Genomic DNA, 17,910 nt, shown 5'->3' with positions numbered 1-17,910 from the left:
TAGAACATTGCCAAATACTTTTTAATTTTTTTTCAATAAAATTTTAATATTTTAAATAAGTCCTTTATTACTAAAATGTGTATTTTTGTCTGAATAATATGCTTATACAAAAAGCGCAAACTATTATATGGACAAATTTTCGTTCTTAAACGCAGCACATACAGGCTTTATAGCCGATTTATATGATCAATATCTAATAAATCCAGATTCGGTAGAACCAAGTTGGAGGAGTTTTTTTCAAGGATATGATTTAGCAAATGAAAAGTATTCTTTAAAAGAAGAAGACGATTCTATAGAAATTCCGCAAGAAGTTAAAAAGGAATTTTTAGTGGTAGATCTTATTAATGGATACCGAACTCGCGGTCATTTGTTTACTAAAACAAATCCGGTAAGAGAAAGAAGACAATATCACCCAAGTTTAGAACTTGAAAACTTTGGCTTGTCTAAAGCGGATCTTGATAAAGAGTTTTCTGCTGGAGATGTTTTAGGTCTTGGTAGAGTAAAACTTTCTGATATCATTACTCATTTACAAAACATTTATTGCGACTCTATTGGAGTTGAATATATGTATATGCGTAATCCTGAGAAATTGAAATGGTGGCAAAACCGTTTAAATGATAATGATAACCATCCAAAATATAATGCAGAAGCTAAAAAATATATTTTAGGAAAATTAAATCAAGCGGTTACTTTTGAAAGTTTTTTACAAACAAAATACGTTGGTCAAAAACGATTTTCTTTAGAAGGCGGAGAAACATTAATTCCCGGAATTAGTGTAATGCTTAGAGAAGCAGCTGAAAAATATGGTGTTAAAGAATGTGTTTTAGGAATGGCGCATAGAGGTCGTTTAAATACATTAGTAAATATTTTTAAAAAACCAGTAAGAGATCTTTTTAGTGAATTTGAAGGAAAAGATTTTGAAGATGAAGATATAGATGGTGATGTAAAATATCACTTAGGTTTAACGTTAAGTAAAACCTACAGAAATGGTGCTAAAATTAAAATGAATTTAGTTCCCAATCCATCGCATCTAGAAACCGTTGCCGCTGTTGCAGAAGGAATTGCGAGAGCAAAAATCGACAGAAAGTACAATGGGGATTCTAGTAAAATATTACCGATAATAATTCACGGAGATGCCGCTATTGCTGGGCAAGGAATTGCTTATGAAATAGTTCAAATGGCAAAATTAAATGGTTACAAAACAGGAGGAACTATCCATATTGTTGTAAATAATCAAATAGGTTTTACCACGAACTATTTAGACGCACGTTCAAGTACTTATTGTACAGACGTTGCTAAAGTTACGTTATCACCAGTTTTACATGTAAATGCAGATGATACAGAAGCAGTCTGTCATGCAATGGAAATGGCGTTAGAGTTTAGAATGAAGTTTAAAACAGATATTTTTATCGATTTATTAGGCTACAGAAAATACGGTCATAATGAAGGTGATGAACCACGTTTTACACAACCAAAATTATACAAAGCAATTGCAAAACATAAAAATCCGAAAGATATTTATGCAGAAAAATTACTCTTAGAAGGTGCAATAACAGATTCTTATGTAGATGAAATTACTGCTGAATTTAAGGACATGTTAGAAGTTGAATTTGATGAAGCTAAGAAAGTAGAAAAATCAAAGGTAAGTGAGTTTATGCAATCTACTTGGAAAGGCTATGAACGCCAGCAATTAGAGACAATGCTGCTTACTGAAGATACAAAATACGATGTAGATAAATTAAAAAATATTGCAAAAATTGTTTCTACAGTTCCTAAAGATGTAAAATTTGTAAGAAAAGCAGAACGTATTTTAGAAGGTAGAGCAAAAATGACTTTTGAAACCAATCAATTAGATTGGGGGATGGCAGAAAATTTAGCTTACGGTTCTTTAATGGAGGAAGGTTTTAATGTTCGTATTTCTGGACAAGATGTAGAAAGAGGAACTTTTTCTCATAGACATGCTATTTTACGTGATGAAGTTACTGAAGAAAGAATCAATTTATTAAATACAAATCCACATAATACAGGACAAATGACGATATACAATTCGTTATTGTCGGAATATGGTGTTCTTGGTTTTGATTATGGATACGCCATGGCAAACCCAAATACATTAACAATTTGGGAAGCACAATTTGGAGATTTTTCTAACGGAGCTCAAATTATGTTTGACCAATATATTTCTGCTGCCGAAGATAAATGGAAATTACAAAACGGAATTGTAGTTTTATTACCTCACGGATATGAAGGGCAAGGTTCTGAGCATTCATCAGCAAGAATAGAGCGTTATTTGCAATTGTGTGCAGAAGATAATATGACGCTTGCAAATTGTACAACGCCCGCAAACTTGTACCATTTATTGCGTAGACAAATGAAACGTAATTATAGAAAACCTTTGATCGTTTTTACACCAAAGAGTTTATTGCGTCATGCAAAAGTTATAAGTTCTATTGAAGATCTAGCAACGGGTGAATTTCAAGAAGTAATAGACGATACTTTAAATCCAGAAGGCGTTACAAAACTAGTTTTCTGTATGGGTAAATTCTACTATGATTTATTAGCAGAAAGAGAAGAATTAGGTAGAGAAGATATTGCTTTGGTAAGAATTGAGCAGTTATTTCCTTTACATTTAGAAAAAATTCAAAAAGTAATAGATAGATATCCAAATGTTACAGAATATATTTGGGCACAAGAAGAACCAAGAAACATGGGCGCTTGGAGTTTTATGTTACAGCGTTTTGAGTTGGTTAAATTAACGGTACGTTCTCGTAAATATTATGCAGTTCCTGCGGCGGGTTCTAGCACACGATTTAAAAAACGTCATAGAGCTGTTATCGATAGTGTTTTTAATAATGAGTAAGCAGCGTTAGGGATTGAAATGACATCCTTTTTAATTTTGACGAAAAGGAAAAAATAAAAAGATATAATGGAAAGCCTGTTAAAACGCCCAAGTAATAAAAAGAATTTTAGATTAAAAAAAATATAGAACTGATGATTTTAGAAATGAAAGTTCCTTCTCCAGGAGAATCAATTACAGAAGTAGAAATTGCAACTTGGTTAGTTGAGGATGGAGATTATGTTGAAAAAGATCAACCAATTGCAGAAGTAGATTCAGACAAAGCAACCTTAGAATTACCTGCCGAAGAAAGTGGAATTATCACTTTAAAAGCAGAAGAAGGTGACGCTGTTGCTGTAGGTGCTGTTGTTTGCTTAATTGATACAAGCGCGGCAAGACCAGAGGGTGATGCGCCAAAAGCGGAAGTAAAAAAAGAGGAAAAGAAAATTGAAGTTAAAGAAGCACCAAAAGCAGAAACGTATGCAACTGGAACGGCTTCTCCGGCTGCTAAAAAAGTATTAGCAGAAAAAGGAATTGAAACATCTGCTATTAAAGGAACAGGAAAAGATGGTAGAATTACCAAAGACGATGCTGTAAACGCAGTACCTTCTATGGGAACTCAGCCAGCAAATGGTTCTAGAAATACAGAGCGCAAAAAAATGTCTATGTTGCGTAGAAAAGTTGCAGAACGTTTAGTAGCTGTAAAAAGCGAAACGGCAATGTTAACTACGTTTAACGAAGTAAACATGCAACCAATATTCGATTTACGCACGCAGTACAAAGAAGTTTTTAAAGCAAAACACAATGTAGGTTTAGGTTTTATGTCTTTCTTTACGTTAGCCGTTGTTAGAGCGTTAAAAATGTATCCTGATGTAAACTCTATGATTGATGGAGATTTTCAAATAAGTAATGATTTTCAAGATATTTCAATTGCAGTTTCTGGTCCTAAAGGATTAATGGTTCCGGTTATTAGAAATGCTGAAAACTTATCTTTTAGAGGTGTAGAAAGTGAAGTGAAACGTTTGGCTTTAAGAGCTAGAGACGGCCAAATAACGATTGATGAAATGACAGGCGGAACATTTACAATTACCAATGGTGGTGTATTTGGTTCTATGTTATCTACGCCAATTTTAAATCCTCCTCAAAGCGGAATTTTAGGAATGCACAATATAGTAAACAGACCAATGGCAGTTGATGGGCAAGTTGTAATTCAGCCAATAATGTATGTTGCGTTGTCTTACGATCACAGAATTGTGGATGGTAGAGAATCTGTTGGTTTCTTAGTTGCTGTTAAAGAAGCCTTAGAAAATCCTATGGAATTATTGATGGATAACAATCCAGAAAAAGCATTAGAAATGTAATTTCTGTTTAGAAATAAGAATTTTTAAATATAGAAATCCTGAGCTTTTGCTCGGGATTTTTTTTGTTTCAGAATTAGATTTGCTTCTAGGCTTTTAAAAATTTAACTTCGCTTTTTCCATCTTTGGATAATTAGCTATAAAATGAACGCTCAATTTAAAAATATACATAAAGTTATTTCTAGTTATATAGAAATAAGTGATGAAGAATGGGCTCATTATTCTTCGATGTTGCAGGTAAAAGAAATTAAGAAAAAGGACATTATTCTTAGTGAAGGCAGCGTTTGCAAAGAGGTTTTCTTTATAAATAAAGGCTTGTTAAGAATATTTTTTGTGGATAATAATGGAGAAGAGAAAACCTTTCATTTTGCATTAGAAAAAACTTTTGCCACAGATTACAAAAGTTTTTTAAAGGAAATACCCTCAAATTATTCAATTCAGGCAATGGAAGATACACAGGTTCTTGTTATGTCGCTTGATATGATTTTGGGTGGTTACAAAATGCTTACAAATGGCGAAAAGTTAGGCAGACTTTTAGCTGAAGATTATTTTTTTATGTTTAATGATAAAATTCAGGCGATGTATACACAAACTCCGCTTGAGCGGTATAATGATTTAACGAGCAGTTTTCCTAAAATATTTCAACGAGTACCACAACATCTTATTGCCTCTTATTTAAATATTAGTTCTGTGCATTTAAGTCGCTTAATAAACGCATCCTAAAAGTTTTAATTGAAACTGATAACATTTGTTATCGTTGAAATTTTGTTTCTGCCTTATTTTTACGTTTTCATAATAATATTCAAAATTTACTGATATGATACAAATGAAGGGTAAAACAGTTTTAATAACCGGTGGAGCATCTGGTATTGGTAAAATCATGGCTCGTTTGCTATTAGAACGTGAAGCGAAAGTTATTATTTGGGATATTGATCAATCTAAAATTGCAAAAACGGTTGCTGAATTTTCTAGTAAAGGTAATGTGGTTGGCTATATTGTGGATGTTTCGGACATCAGTCAAATTGAAAAAACAGCCCAAAAAGTAAAACAGGAAATAGGCGTTGTTGATGTACTTATAAACAATGCAGGTATTGTTGCAGGAAAATATTTTCATGAACACACCACATTAGATATTTTAAAAACAATGGAGATAAATGCAAATGCACCGATGTTTATCACCAAAGAATTTTTGAATGATATGCTCAACCAAAATTCTGGACATATCTGTAATATAGCATCTTCTGGCGGGTTAATTTCAAACCCAAAAATGTCTGTGTATGCAGCAAGTAAATGGTCTTTAATTGGCTGGTCTGATAGTTTGCGTATAGAAATGAAACAGCTAAAAAAGAACGTTCATGTAACTACGATAATGCCGTATTATATTAATACAGGAATGTTTGATGGTGTAAAATCAAAAATACCAATTCTAGAACCAGAAGCTGCGGCACTTACTATCATAAAATCCATAGAACAAAAGAAGCGAATGGTAACGATTCCAGGTTATATATATAGACTTACAAAATTAGGGCAAGGTTTTATGTCTATTGATGTGTTTGATTGGTTTGCAGGGACGGTTTTAGGTATTTATAAAACGATGGAGCATTTTATAGGTCATAAAAAGTCATAAAAAAAAGGTAATGAAGGCTACAACAGAAGATATAATTATTAAAAATATAGCAAATCATCGTGCTTTTTTTTCGACCCAAAAAACAAAAGAGATCAGTTTTAGAATAGCTCAGCTTCAAAAATTAAAAAAAGCAATTCTTGAATATCAAGAAAAAATAGAGAATGCTTTGTGGATAGATTTGCATAAATCACCCGAAGAAGCCTATTTAACTGAAATTAGTATTGTTCTCGGTGAAATTGACAATCATCTAAAACACTTAAAAAAATGGGCTTCACCAAAGAAAGTAGCAACACCAATTCATTTACTTCCGTCGGCTAGTAAAGTAGTTTACGAACCTTTAGGAGTTGCATTAATCGTTGCTCCGTGGAATTATCCGTTTCAGTTGCTAATTAATTCGTTGGTTGGTTCTATTTCATCAGGATGTTGCTGCGTTTTAAAGCCATCACCAGATACACCAAATGTAGCGAAAGTAATGGAAACGATGATTTTAGAAAATTTTGATTCAGATTACATTAGCGTGGTTCAAGGCGGACGAGAAACGAATACCACACTATTTGCACAACGTTTTGATATTATTTTCTTTACAGGAAGTTCTAAAGTTGGTAAAGTGGTAATGAGAGCGGCTGCTGAAAATTTAACGCCAGTAGTGTTAGAATTAGGCGGAAAAAGTCCGTGTATTGTAGCTGCTGATGCCAATATTGATGTAGCAGCAAAACGCATTGCTTGGGGTAAATTAATCAATGCAGGGCAAACGTGTATTGCTCCAGATTATCTTTTTGCACATCAGTCTATTAAAGACGAATTATTGAACAAAATTGCCGGAAATATAAAATCAATGTATGGTGATGATATAAAACAAAGTCGTTTTTATCCGCGTATTGTTAACGAGAAAGCGACAGAAAGATTAAGTACTTTGCTAAAAGAAGGTAAAATACACACCGGTGGCGATGTTGATGTAAAAGAAAAGTTTATTGCACCAACAATTATAGATGAGGTTACCCCTGATTTTCTGATAATGCAAGAAGAAATATTTGGACCTATTTTACCAGTGATGACTTTTAATCATATTGATGAACCGATCAATTATATTAATAAGAACGAGAAACCGTTGGCTTTTTATTATTTCGGAAAAAACAAAAACGCAAAGGAAGTTTTATTAAAAACGACATCTGGTGGTGCTTGTATTAATGATACTTTAATGCACATAACCAACGATAATTTGCCTTTTGGCGGAGTGGGTAACAGCGGAATGGGAAGTTATCACGGCCACGAAAGTTTTTTGGCTTTTAGTCATAAAAGAGCAGTGGTAACAACACCAACTTGGATCGATTTACCTTTAAAATATGCGCCTTTTAAGTATTTTAAATGGATGAAAAAAATCATTTAGATATCCTATAATCAGTAAAACAGTCCCGACAATGAAAATTTTTAAAATTCTAATACTTATAAGTAGTGCATTCTTGTTAATGAACTGTGCGTCTAAAAAAACAAGTGATATATCATATCTTAAAAGCTCAAAAGCTTTGGTGGAATCTTTTCCTGAACTGAATGTTTTTAAAACTCGAAAATCTAAAAATAATCCTGTGGTTATTTTTATTCACGGTGGTTATTGGAATGAAGGAAATAAAAATATCTACGGATTTTTAGGTCGTAATTTTGCTAAAAAAGGCGTTGTAACAGTTATTCCTAATTATACTTTAAGTCCGGATGGAAGTTACGACACCATGGCGAAAGAAGTTGCTGCAGTAATAAAATGGACGGTTGAAAACATAGAAAAATACAACGGAAATCCCGATCAAATATTTTTAATGGGCCATTCTGCTGGTGGTCATTTAATTGCTTTGGTTGGCACAAATCCTAAATATTTAGAAAATACCAATTTGATAAAAGGCATCATTTTAAATGATGCAGCAGGATTGGATATGAATTCTTTTCTAGAAAAATATCCGCCAACTACAAATCATAATTACGATGTAACTTGGACAAAAAATCCAGAAAATTGGAAAGATGCTTCACCTATTTATTTTTTATCAGAAAAAACGCCTCCAATTTTTATGATTACGGGTACTAAAACCTATCCTTCAATTATTTCTCAAAATAAAGATTTTGTCGAGAAATTGAATACATTTCAACCATCCGTAAAGATAAACTATCAATCCAAAAAACACATTCCAATGATGAGTCAATTTATTTTTCCTTGGAACAAGAATTATAAAGAGATTATAAAGTTTATCGATATTCATAAATAGAGTTTCTGTTTTGACTTATTTATTATCAAAATCCTGAGCTTTTGCTTGGGATTTTTTATGTAATATAATTTAATTATTTACCTTGCATCAAAAAGCTACAATGCAAACAAATTCTGAATTAGAACTTGCCTTAAACTTCATAGAAAAAACCGATAGAAATCTTTTTATCACAGGAAAAGCAGGTACAGGAAAAACAACTTTTTTACATCAAATTAAAAAGGAATCTTTAAAAAGAATAGTTATTGTGGCGCCAACAGGTGTTGCGGCAATTAACGCAAAAGGAGTTACGATTCACTCGTTTTTTCAAATGCCTTTTGGGCCTATTTTACCAAATCAAATTGCAAATACTTCGAATGCGCAACGTAAGTTTTCAAAGACAAAAATTGATATTATAAAATCGTTAGATTTAGTAATTATTGATGAAATTTCTATGGTTCGTGCAGATTTATTAGACGGCATCGATCAAGTAATGCGTCGTTATAAAAACCGAAATAAAGTGTTTGGTGGCGCACAAATTTTAATGATTGGCGATTTGCAACAGTTAGCGCCCGTTGTAAAACCAAACGAATGGAGCTTGTTACAACAACATTATCATACGGTTTATTTTTTTAGCTCAAAAGCCTATCAAGAAGCCAATGTGGTTTCCATAGAATTGAAGCATATTTACCGTCAAAAAAATGAAGATTTCATCAAAATATTAAATGAAATTAGAACCAATACTTTATCCGAAGAATCGGCTAAAATTTTAAATAAAAATTACAATCCTACTTTTTCGCCAACTAAAGAAGATGGTTATATCACGCTAACAACTCATAATAATAGAGCCAATTTAATGAACAGTTCTGAGTTGAATAAACTCAAAACGAAGAGTCGTTTTTTTGATGCTGAGATTTCTGGAAAATTCAATGAAAATTCGTTTCCTAATGACGAGAAGCTAGAGTTAAAACTTGGTGCGCAAGTAATGTTTATTAAAAATGATTCGTCACAAGAAAAAAGATATTTTAACGGAAAAATAGGAATTGTAACCGATATTTCTAAAGATGCTGTTACCGTAAAATGCCCAAATGATACCGATGAAATTGTAACTGAAAGAGAAACGTGGTCTAATATTAATTACTCCATAAATGATGAAACAAAAGCAATTAAAGAAGAGTTGATTGGTGCTTTTACCCAAATTCCTTTGCGCTTGGCTTGGGCAATTACCATTCATAAAAGTCAGGGTTTAACCTTTGAAAAAGCGATTATTGATGCAGAAGCTTCGTTTGCACACGGACAAACGTATGTGGCTTTAAGTAGATGTACTTCTTTAGATGGCCTGGTTTTAAAAACGCCAATTACTAGCAACGCAATTATTAATGACAGAACCGTTAGCGTTTTCAATGAAACGGTAGAAGAAAATCATCCGGATGAACGGATTTTAAACGCATCAGAAATACAATTTCAGCTTAATTTAATTTCAGAATTATTAGATTATCAGCAATTTTTATATCCAATAACAAGATTGATTGATATTTATTACAAAAATCAAACAAGTATAAAAGGGGACGTTATTGAGCATTTACAAACAATTAAAGATGATGGAGTTGCTGCTTTAATGAGGGTTTCTAACGGATTTAAAAATCAGTTAACTATAATTGCTGAGGATGGTATTTTACCAGAAAACAGTTCAGTTATTCAAGAACGATTTATAAAAGCGGTTGATTATTTTTTATCAGAAACCATTAAAAATTCGGTACAACCATTTTCTAAAATTTCTTTTTCTTCGGATAACAAAACGGTAAAAAGCGATTTCACAAAACAATATGATAATTTTCAAGAACTTCTAAACGAAAAAGTTTTTGCACTAAAAAAGATGACGGATGGTTTTAAAGTTCAGCAATATTTAAAAGTGCGTGCAAATGCAGTTTTGCAAAAAACAGAACCAACAAAAAAGACGACACTTGCCACAAAACGCGACCCAATTTTAGCGTTAAAATTACGTGAATTACGAGATGATATTTCTAAAAATTTAGCAATTCCGCATTTTCAAATTTTTACACAAGTAACTTTATATGCAATTTGTGATGCTTTACCAAGAAGTGAAAAAGAGCTTTTAAAAATAGAAGGATTAGGAAAAACACGTGTTTCTAACTACGGAGCGCAAATTTTGGAAGCTATAGAAACATATTGCTCAAAAAACGGAATTAACAAGTTCAACGAGCAAAAAAAGGAAGACAAAAAACCAACCAAACAGATTTCTTTTGAGTTGTTTAAATCGGGGCTTTCTGTAAAAGAAGTTGCAAAAGAAAGAAGCCTAACTTCAGGAACTATTTCAAGTCATTTGGCAAGTTATATTCCTTCTGGAGATGTTGATATTTTAGAACTGGTAGACATTAAAAAGTATAAAAAAATCATCAAAGCAATAGAAGAAACCGAGTTTAAAACGCTAACAGAACTCAAAGAAAAAGTAGACAAATCATTTAGTTTTATGGAGTTAAGAATGGTTTTGTTGTCTATGGAGAATTAGGTTTTTACTAGTCATTGCGAAGTTTACTTTTTTGTAAACTGCCGCAATCTTTTTTTCATTCTTTTCAAAATGATATGGTGCTCCAAAAATTTCTTTATTTTAAGATTTTGTCCATAAAATAGTTCGGAATGACATTTCGTTAAAAATCAGCATTATTGATTAGATAAAAAATCAAGTTAAATTAAGGGTTTTATTTACTTCAAATCCTTCAATAACAACTGCACTGTTTTATAGCCATTCCATTCGTTTTCATCCAAAGCATAGGCAATATCAAAATCATTTTGAACAAAGTCCATTTTATCGCCTAAATTAAAACCGATTGCATTGTAGGTTTTTTGATTATCACCTTGAAAAACATTTAGTTTTAAATGCGTTTTATCGGCGCCAACTTGTTTGCCATAACCATTATCTCTAACGCATGTAGATTTAAAAGTGGGTTTCATATTCATGGGGCCAAAAGGTGCCATTTGCTGAATGATTCTAAAAAACTTAGGTGTAATTTCTGATAAATCAATTTCTGCATCAATAGAAATTTCTGGAGTTAAGAACGCTTTATCAATTGTTTTTGAAACCACTTCTTCAAACTTCTTTTTAAAATTCTCATAATTTTCTGGTAATAAAGTCAAACCAGCAGCATATTTATGTCCGCCAAATTGCTCTATAAACTCAGTACATTCTTCTAATGCATTATACACATCAAAACCTTTTACAGAACGAGCCGAAGCAGCTAATTTATCGCCACTTTTTGTAAACACTAAAGTAGGTCTATAGTATTTTTCTATCAATCTAGAAGCTACAATTCCGATAACGCCTTTATGCCAATCTTCTTGAAAAACTACTGTAGAGAAACCTTGTTCTTCTTCATTATCAATGATTTGAATAATGGCTTCGTCCGTAATTCTTTTATCTAGTTCTTTCCTATCAGCATTAAAAATTTCGATTGCGGCTGCAAATTCGATTGCCGAATCTAAATCCATTTCTGTCAACAATTCAACCGCATAATTACCATGTTTCATTCTTCCAGCAGCATTTATTCTGGGTGCGATTATAAAAACAACATCGGTAATAGTAAGTACTGTTTTTTTAACTTGATGGATAATTGCTTTTATTCCGTTTCTAGGACTTTCATTGATAACTTTCAAACCATGATATGCCAAAATTCTATTTTCGCCATTCATGGGTACAATATCAGCAGCAATTGCAGTGGCCACCAAATCTAAGTACGGCACAAAATGATCAATAGTTTGATTTCTAGAAACTCCTAAAGCCTGAATTAATTTAAACCCAACGCCACAACCGCATAATTCATCAAAAGGATAGGTGCAATCTTCTCTTTTTGCGTTTAAAACAGCAACTGCCTTCGGAATTTCTGGTCCCGGTTTATGATGATCACAAATAATAAAATCGATATTTTTATCTGTTGCATAGGCAACTTTTTCAATGGCTTTGATACCACAATCTAAGGCAATAATTAACGAAAAATCATTGTCGTGCGCAAAATCAATCCCCATATAAGAAACGCCATAGCCTTCTGCATATCTATCTGGAATATAGGTTGCAATATTTGGATAAATCGTTTTTAAATAAGAGGAAACTAAGGAAACAGCAGTTGTTCCGTCAACATCATAATCACCAAAAACTAAAATATTTTCGTTATTTACAATGGCAGTTTCTATTCTTGCAACCGCAACATCCATGTCTTTCATTAAAAAAGGATCATGAATATCTTTTAAACTAGGGCGGAAAAATTTTTTCGCATCCTTAAATGTTTCAATATTTCGCTGACAAAGAATTGCTGCAATAGTTCTATCTACTTGCAATTCTTTGGCTAATGTATCAATTTTTTCTTTTTCTGGTTTTGACTTTAACGTCCATCTCATAGCAGTTTTTATGCTTAATTTATTTCAGCATCTGTTTAATTAGTTTCTAAATTGTGCAAATGAATTTCTGTTTTTACTTCAGCAAATTGTCTAAACATTTCCATAACTCCGCAATATTTTGTGACTGATAAATTTACCGCTTTTTGAATTTTTTCTGGCTGCAAATTGCTATCCGTAAAATGATAATCAACTTTTACTTTGTTGTAAAATTTTGGGTGTTCATCTGTTAATTCGGCCGTAACTTCTACCTTGAAATCTGCAACTTCTGCGCGCATTTTTTCTAATAATGAAACTACGTCTAAACCAGAACAACCCGCTAAAGAAGATAGCATTAAGGCTTTTGGCGCAAAGCCCACGGTGTTTCCATTATCTTGAGATTTATCAAACATTGTTAACTTAGATCCACTTGGATTATCTGTTTCAAAATGCGATTTTCCTGTCCAGACTGTTGTTACTATATTTTTATCCATAATTTATAATTTATTAACTATTGAAGTATTAAATTGTGCTTTATTACAAAAGTAAGAAAACAGACATAAGTTAATGATTAAAAAGAAGAAATATCTAAAGTTTAAAAATAAAATAGTAGTTTTTATTTTAGTGATGCTGCCTGCGTTTTTGTTTTCTCAAACGGATAGCGCACCGTTTATAAAAGCAGAAGGAAGACAAACTTTTTGTATAGGAAGCCCTATAAAGATCGTTACCGATTTTTCGATTACAGATGTTGATGACACCACTATAGAGGCTTTCTTTATTCAAATTTCTACGGGTTATCAAGCGGGTTTCGATAGAGTAAGTTTATCTGGAACTCATCCAAATATCCTTTCTACCTGGAACGCTACAGAAGGAAAGTTAACACTTATTTCATCGCGAAGTGGAACAGAAATGTTATTTTCTGATTTAGAAAAGGCAGTTAAGGAAGTCGTTTTTACAACTACGGCAACAACTATAATTTCAGAAAAATTCTTTTCATTATCTACGGATGATGCTAATTATTTGCCCGCAACAGATCATTTTTATCTTTTTATCTCAAATGTAGGAATTACTTGGACGGAAGCAAAAATTGCTGCAGAAAATAGACCGCTTTATTATGGCAGACAAGGATATTTAGCAACTTTAACCAGCCAAGTAGAAGCAAATTTTGCAGGAAAACAAGCCTCTGGCGCAGGTTGGATAGGAGGAAGTGATTTAGATTCACCTAATGTTTGGAAGTGGGTTACAGGTCCAGAAGCTGGAACCCCTTTTTGGAACGGTGGAGTAAATGGAAACTCACCAAATTTTGCTTTTTGGAATGCGGGTGAGCCTAATAATTTTGGAAATAGAGGAGAAGATTATGTTCATATCACGGCACCTGGTGTTGGTGTTTCTGGTTCTTGGAATGACTTAACAAATACAGGCGATGCAGCAGGAGATTTTCAGCCAAAAGGATATATTGTAGAATACGGAAAACCAGGAGATCCACCTTTAAATATTGTAGCTACGACAAGCATTTACATTCCTCAAGTTCTTTCTACAACCGATGCGACAGTTTGTGAATCGGGTTCCGTTACAATTACAGCCACTAAGGATACAAGTGAAGGAGAAATTTTGTGGTTCGATGCCTCAACAGGTGGAACGCAATTAGCATCAGGAACTTCTTTTACAACACCAGTGTTAACAACCACCACCACATTTTATGTAACAGTTTCTGTAAATGGGTGTACAACTTTGCAAAGAACACCGGTAACCGTAACTGTAAATGAAAGACCAACAATAACTGCTACGATAGACGATTTAATTTGTTCTGGAACAGCAGTTTTAAGAGCAACAACTTCTGCCGGACAAATTGATTGGTATAGTTCTTTAACGAGCACAACTCCAATTTTTACAGGTCCTGATTTTACAACACCAATTTTAAACAACACAACAACGTATTATGTAGAAGCAAATAATGCAGCTTGTAAATCTTCAATAAGAACTGCTATAACGGCAGTTGTAAATGCTACAATTCCTGAATTTGATGTATTGCAAGAAACCTATGTTTTATGCAACGATATTGGCTCAATTGTATTAGAAACAATAAATGCAGCAGCAAATTATAGCTATGTTTGGAAGAAGGAAGGAGCACTAATTACTGGAAATTTAGCATCAATTTCTGTAAATAGTATTGGTAATTATTCTGTAAGTGCAATTTCTGAAGCAGGATGTACATCCGAAGAGCAAAATATTTCTATAATTAATTCAGAAAAAGCAGCAATCACTAAAAACGATTTTATAATTGTTGATGATTCAACGAATAATACAATTTACGTAAACAATCCTACTTTAGGAATTGGAAATTACGAGTTTTCTTTGGATGATGAGTTTGGTATTTATAAAAGTGTTGGTTTTTTCGAAAATATTGTTACCGGAATTCACACTTTATTTATAAGAGATATATTGGGATGCGGAACGCAAGAATATCAATTTTCTATTTTAGGGTATCCAAAGTTCTTTACGCCCAACGCAGATGGAGAGAATGATATTTGGAAAATTGAAGGCTATGACAAAGATTTCTACACGATTTCTGAAGTGTATATTTATAACCGATTTGGAAAATTAATGTATACAATTGATAAAAATTCTGAAGGTTGGAATGGCGATTCATTTAGCCAAAAAGCACCGTCTAACGATTATTGGTTTAAAACCATGTTAACAGATATTAATGGATATGCTATCGAAAAAACAGGTAATTTTAGTTTAATAAGAAAGTAAACTCGCTATCAATTTATCTAATTGTTCTTTTGTGTGATTGGCATTTAAAACAATTCTGTTTATTTTTTTGGTTGATGTTGGATAATAAAAACTAGTAATTACTATTTTTTTAGTGAGTAAATAATCGGCGATTTTTTCATCATTGATAAAGAAAACTGGGTAGTTTTTAGAAACCGTAATTTTCTCTAAATGCTTCAAGTTTTCAAATACATAATTACAACTATCTTGCAGTTTTTTTAATTGATTTTTATACAAATCTTGTGCGTCTAAAAAGCTCTCTAAAAAAGCCGGATTCATACCAGAACTGCCAACAAAAAGCGGATTTTCTTTAATCAGATTGATAAAACTTGCTTTACCAGCAATAATGCCACCGTTAATCCCAAATGCTTTTGTAAGCGAAGAAACAGTTACAATTTCTATGTTTTTGTTGCTGTTGATTCTTGAAGAAATTCCGTTTCCATTTTTACCCAAAACTCCAAAACTGTGCGATTCATCCACCAAAAGAAATATCTTTTTTTGGGATGAAATTTCGTCTAAAAAATCAAAGTTAAAAGGGCTGGTTTCTAAAGCAGCAATTGCATCTACCAAAATACAGATGGTTTCTTTATTTTCATCAATCAAAATAGTATTTAAACCATTTTCATCAAACACAGGAAGCGCATTTTTGGGTAAAATTGCAGGATGCGTTTTGGGCATGTAAAAGAAAGAAGTTACTATTTTCTCTAAAGTACCAATAGCAAATTGTCCAGCCAAAGTGCCAGATGAAACGGTTGTGCAATCTTCTGTATGTAGAAAATTAGACAAAAATTCTTCGCCTCTTTTGTACACATTTAATTTAAGGTTTGCATTTCTAGAACTGCCATAAGAAGTTCCCCAAATCTTGATGTTTTTAAAAATAATTTCTTGAAATTCTGGCAAAGTCGAAATTCCTAAATAAGAAGTTCCGCTAAAATAAATATGCTCAACTTCATTAATAATTGCGGTTGTATTTGGCAGTTTATCTAGTTGCATAAATTAAAGAAGTGTTGCACCAATTCCGTTTGTTTCTGCATAAGAAATAACGCCATTGTTGATAGTAATTCCTGTTGCTATATCTTCTTTTAACAAAAGACTTCCGTCCATATCTACATAATCTAACAACGGTAATAAATGTGCAATTGCAGAAATACCAACCGCAGATTCTGTCATGCAGCCAACCATTGTTTTTAAGCCTAGTTTTTTTGCGTTTTCTAACATTCTTTTACCCGGAGTTAAACCACCACATTTGGTTAGTTTTACATTTACACCATGAAACAATCCAACACATTTTTCAACATCCGTTTCTACAATACAGCTTTCATCCGCAATAATTGGCAAAGCAGATTTTTTGTATAATTTTTTTGCGCCTTCAAAATCGTCTGCTTTTAAAGGTTGCTCCAAAAACTCGACTCCTAATTCTTTTAGTTTGTATGAATTTTCAATAGCTTCCTCTACAGACCAACCACAATTTGCATCAATTCTAAAAATAGCATTTGTATGTTTTCTTAGTTCGGTTACAATTTGAATATCATCTTTTGTGCCTAACTTTATTTTATAAATTGGCCAAGGAAGTTCTTTCATTTTGGCAACCATTTTATCAACAGAATCAATACCAATAGTATAATCTGTCATCGGATTTTTATCAATTTTTAAACCCCAAACTTCATATAACTTTTTGTTTTGTTTGCGGGCATATAAATCGTTAAAAGCCATGTCTAACGCACATAACGCAAATAAATCATCTTTAAAAATTGGTTGTAATTTTTGCCAAAAAGCGGCTGGTTTTTCTGCGGACAAAGAAGCTATAAAAGCCATGTTTTTTTTGATAATATGAATCATTTTATCCGTAGTACTATTGTAATAAGGGTTTGAAGTAGCTTCGCCAAAACCTTGAAATCCATCAGAAATTAAGGCCACAATTAACGTTTCTTGAAAATTATGAGACTCTCTAGAAATTGTAAAAGTGTGCTTTAGCTCAAGATTAAAAGAATGTAGTTTAATTTTCATTTTTTTAAAGTTATATTTAGGGTAAAGTTATAAAAATAAAGTTTTAATAAAGTAAAAAAAATAAAAGATGCCATTAGTAACTCCACTTTCATCAGAACACGATTTAGAAACAAAAAAGCTTGCAGAATTTTTTAATGAAACCCTGGGTTTTTGCCCTAATTCGGTTTTAACAATGCAACGCAGACCTGCAATTTCAAAGGCCTTTATCAACCTAAATAAAGCGGTAATGGCAAACGAAGGACGAGTTACTTCTGCCTTAAAAAGAATGATTGCTTGGGTTTCTAGCAACGCAACGGGTTGCCGATATTGCCAAGCACACGCAATTAGAGCTGCGGAACGTTATGGCGCAGAACAAGAGCAATTAGACAATATCTGGGAATTTAGCACACACGCATCATTTTCTGATGCAGAAAGAGCCGCTTTAGATTTTTCGTTAGCAGCTTCTATGGTACCAAATGCAGTAAATGCAAAAATTAAAGCGGAACTCTATAAATATTGGGACGAAGGCGAAATTGTAGAAATGTTGGGCGTTATTTCGCTCTTTGGATATTTAAATAGATGGAATGATTCGATGGGAACAACTTTAGAAGAAGACGCTATTGAAAGCGGAAATCAGTTTTTAGGAAAGCATGGCTTTGAAGTTGGTAAGCACAATGGTTCTAAATATTAAACATTGAGCCAAAAAAACGGCTCAAT

The 17,910-nt window shown here is 32.7% G+C and carries 13 protein-coding genes; 9 read left to right on the top strand and 4 right to left on the bottom strand.

The window, feature by feature from the left end:
* Positions 1-127 precede the first annotated feature (127 nt).
* The 7 genes from BTO16_RS11290 (at position 128) to BTO16_RS11260 (ending at position 10,576) form a co-directional block, all read left to right on the top strand.
* Complete coding sequence (locus BTO16_RS11290) at positions 128-2,860, top strand: 2-oxoglutarate dehydrogenase E1 component (RefSeq protein ID WP_105021788.1); 2,733 nt, start codon at positions 128-130, stop codon at positions 2,858-2,860.
* Positions 2,861-2,991: 131 nt separating this feature from the next.
* Positions 2,992-4,197, top strand: a complete 1,206-nt coding sequence (gene odhB, locus BTO16_RS11285) for a 2-oxoglutarate dehydrogenase complex dihydrolipoyllysine-residue succinyltransferase (protein WP_211298229.1) — start codon at positions 2,992-2,994, stop codon at positions 4,195-4,197.
* A 141-nt stretch (positions 4,198-4,338) separates the two neighbouring features.
* Positions 4,339-4,917: a Crp/Fnr family transcriptional regulator gene (locus BTO16_RS11280; RefSeq protein WP_105021786.1), complete on the top strand. Its 579-nt coding sequence runs from the start codon at positions 4,339-4,341 to the stop codon at positions 4,915-4,917.
* Between the two features lie 94 nt (positions 4,918-5,011).
* Positions 5,012-5,821: an SDR family oxidoreductase gene (locus BTO16_RS11275; RefSeq protein WP_105021785.1), complete on the top strand. Its 810-nt coding sequence runs from the start codon at positions 5,012-5,014 to the stop codon at positions 5,819-5,821.
* A gap of 10 nt (positions 5,822-5,831) precedes the next feature.
* Complete coding sequence (locus BTO16_RS11270) at positions 5,832-7,208, top strand: aldehyde dehydrogenase (RefSeq protein ID WP_105021784.1); 1,377 nt, start codon at positions 5,832-5,834, stop codon at positions 7,206-7,208.
* A gap of 31 nt (positions 7,209-7,239) precedes the next feature.
* Positions 7,240-8,070, top strand: coding sequence for an alpha/beta hydrolase (locus BTO16_RS11265; protein ID WP_105021783.1), 831 nt, complete (start codon positions 7,240-7,242; stop codon positions 8,068-8,070).
* A gap of 100 nt (positions 8,071-8,170) precedes the next feature.
* Entirely contained in the window at positions 8,171-10,576 is a 2,406-nt protein-coding gene (locus BTO16_RS11260; RefSeq protein ID WP_105022893.1) for a helix-turn-helix domain-containing protein, read from the top strand.
* Between the two features lie 194 nt (positions 10,577-10,770).
* On the opposite strand, the gene recJ is transcribed toward BTO16_RS11260, so the two are convergent.
* Together recJ and BTO16_RS11250 are read right to left on the bottom strand one after the other, a co-directional pair.
* Positions 10,771-12,456, bottom strand: coding sequence for a single-stranded-DNA-specific exonuclease RecJ (gene recJ, locus BTO16_RS11255; protein WP_105021782.1), 1,686 nt, complete (start codon positions 12,454-12,456; stop codon positions 10,771-10,773).
* 35 nt (positions 12,457-12,491) lie between these two features.
* On the bottom strand, positions 12,492-12,926 hold the full coding sequence (locus BTO16_RS11250) for an OsmC family protein (protein WP_105021781.1): 435 nt from the start codon (positions 12,924-12,926) through the stop codon (positions 12,492-12,494).
* A gap of 73 nt (positions 12,927-12,999) precedes the next feature.
* On the opposite strand from BTO16_RS11250, the gene BTO16_RS11245 reads away from it, so the two are divergent.
* On the top strand, positions 13,000-15,189 hold the full coding sequence (locus BTO16_RS11245; protein WP_245892106.1) for an Ig-like domain-containing protein: 2,190 nt from the start codon (positions 13,000-13,002) through the stop codon (positions 15,187-15,189).
* Here BTO16_RS11245 and BTO16_RS11240 read toward each other — a convergent pair.
* The gene (locus BTO16_RS11240) at positions 15,175-16,200 is read right to left on the bottom strand and encodes an aminotransferase class I/II-fold pyridoxal phosphate-dependent enzyme (RefSeq protein ID WP_105021780.1); all 1,026 of its coding nucleotides are present in this window, start codon (positions 16,198-16,200) and stop codon (positions 15,175-15,177) included. The genes BTO16_RS11245 and BTO16_RS11240 overlap by 15 nt on opposite strands.
* A gap of 3 nt (positions 16,201-16,203) precedes the next feature.
* Positions 16,204-17,214 carry a dipeptide epimerase gene (locus tag BTO16_RS11235; protein ID WP_105021779.1) on the bottom strand — a complete coding sequence of 337 codons (1,011 nt, stop codon included), beginning with the start codon at positions 17,212-17,214 and terminating at the stop codon, positions 16,204-16,206.
* A gap of 67 nt (positions 17,215-17,281) precedes the next feature.
* On the opposite strand from BTO16_RS11235, the gene BTO16_RS11230 reads away from it, so the two are divergent.
* Positions 17,282-17,884 (top strand): carboxymuconolactone decarboxylase family protein, encoded by a 603-nt coding sequence (locus BTO16_RS11230; protein ID WP_105021778.1) that lies wholly within the window; start codon positions 17,282-17,284, stop codon positions 17,882-17,884.
* Positions 17,885-17,910: the final 26 nt, after the last annotated feature.

Origin of the sequence: Polaribacter glomeratus (genome assembly GCF_002954665.1) — a bacterium.
In the GTDB taxonomy this organism is placed as follows: Bacteria; Bacteroidota; Bacteroidia; order Flavobacteriales; family Flavobacteriaceae; genus Polaribacter; species Polaribacter glomeratus.
Note: the sequence above shows the minus strand (reverse complement) of the source record. Positions and strands in the feature narration are given on the sequence as shown.

Bases quoted from the DNA above. Each gene is read 5' to 3' on its own strand.
- BTO16_RS11290 (WP_105021788.1), top strand. From the start codon at position 128: ATGGACAAATTTTCGTTCTTAAACGCAGCACATACAGGCTTTATAGCC.
- odhB (WP_211298229.1), top strand. From the start codon at position 2,992: ATGATTTTAGAAATGAAAGTTCCTTCTCCAGGAGAATCAATTACAGAA.
- BTO16_RS11280 (WP_105021786.1), top strand. From the start codon at position 4,339: ATGAACGCTCAATTTAAAAATATACATAAAGTTATTTCTAGTTATATA.
- BTO16_RS11275 (WP_105021785.1), top strand. From the start codon at position 5,012: ATGATACAAATGAAGGGTAAAACAGTTTTAATAACCGGTGGAGCATCT.
- BTO16_RS11270 (WP_105021784.1), top strand. From the start codon at position 5,832: ATGAAGGCTACAACAGAAGATATAATTATTAAAAATATAGCAAATCAT.
- BTO16_RS11265 (WP_105021783.1), top strand. From the start codon at position 7,240: ATGAAAATTTTTAAAATTCTAATACTTATAAGTAGTGCATTCTTGTTA.
- BTO16_RS11260 (WP_105022893.1), top strand. From the start codon at position 8,171: ATGCAAACAAATTCTGAATTAGAACTTGCCTTAAACTTCATAGAAAAA.
- recJ (WP_105021782.1), bottom strand. From the start codon at position 12,456: ATGAGATGGACGTTAAAGTCAAAACCAGAAAAAGAAAAAATTGATACA.
- BTO16_RS11250 (WP_105021781.1), bottom strand. From the start codon at position 12,926: ATGGATAAAAATATAGTAACAACAGTCTGGACAGGAAAATCGCATTTT.
- BTO16_RS11245 (WP_245892106.1), top strand. From the start codon at position 13,000: ATGATTAAAAAGAAGAAATATCTAAAGTTTAAAAATAAAATAGTAGTT.
- BTO16_RS11240 (WP_105021780.1), bottom strand. From the start codon at position 16,200: ATGCAACTAGATAAACTGCCAAATACAACCGCAATTATTAATGAAGTT.
- BTO16_RS11235 (WP_105021779.1), bottom strand. From the start codon at position 17,214: ATGAAAATTAAACTACATTCTTTTAATCTTGAGCTAAAGCACACTTTT.
- BTO16_RS11230 (WP_105021778.1), top strand. From the start codon at position 17,282: ATGCCATTAGTAACTCCACTTTCATCAGAACACGATTTAGAAACAAAA.